General features: G+C 39.4%; 1 protein-coding gene. It reads left to right on the top strand.

From position 1 onward, the window contains the following. Positions 1-566, top strand: a 566-nt coding sequence (locus MT489_RS22055; protein WP_244683703.1) for an extracellular solute-binding protein, incomplete at both ends; no start/stop codon positions are given.

Consider the following 566-nt stretch of genomic DNA (forward strand, 5'->3'; position numbering starts at 1 on the left):
GTTGGTAACGAGCTTCCAGACGTGATCTGGTTGGATCGTAACGCGGATCTAGACAGACTTCGTGAAGCAGATATGCTTGTTCCGCTTGATGAGTATATTGACAAATATCCAAACATCAAGGAATGGGTTGGGGAGTCTACTCTTAACATGCTTCGTGCAGAAGATGGACATGTGTATGCAATCCCTAACTGGTATACAACACAACCAAACGGAAATACAGGGTATGTTGTCAATGATAAAATCTACAAAGAATTAGGTTCACCTAAATTAGAAACAACGGATGATCTATATGCTTATTTGAAGCAAGTAAAAGAAAAATATCCGGATGTTATTCCATTTGAAGCAGGTCAAGGTGATGGTCTTGATGTCATCTACTCCGCATTTGGTGAAGTGCATCCAAACCTATTCATGAGCAACCATTTTGTGCCAGATGGCGATAAACTATCTTCCATCTTTACAGATCCTGTATTCAGAGACGCAATGGTATATATGAATAAGCTATACCGTGAAAGACTTCTTGACCAAGATACATTGACTCAAACGCTTGACCAAGTAAAAGAAAAAGT

This window comes from Lederbergia wuyishanensis, from assembly GCF_022900255.1.
In the GTDB taxonomy this organism is placed as follows: Bacteria; Bacillota; Bacilli; order Bacillales; family Bacillaceae_C; genus Lederbergia; species Lederbergia wuyishanensis.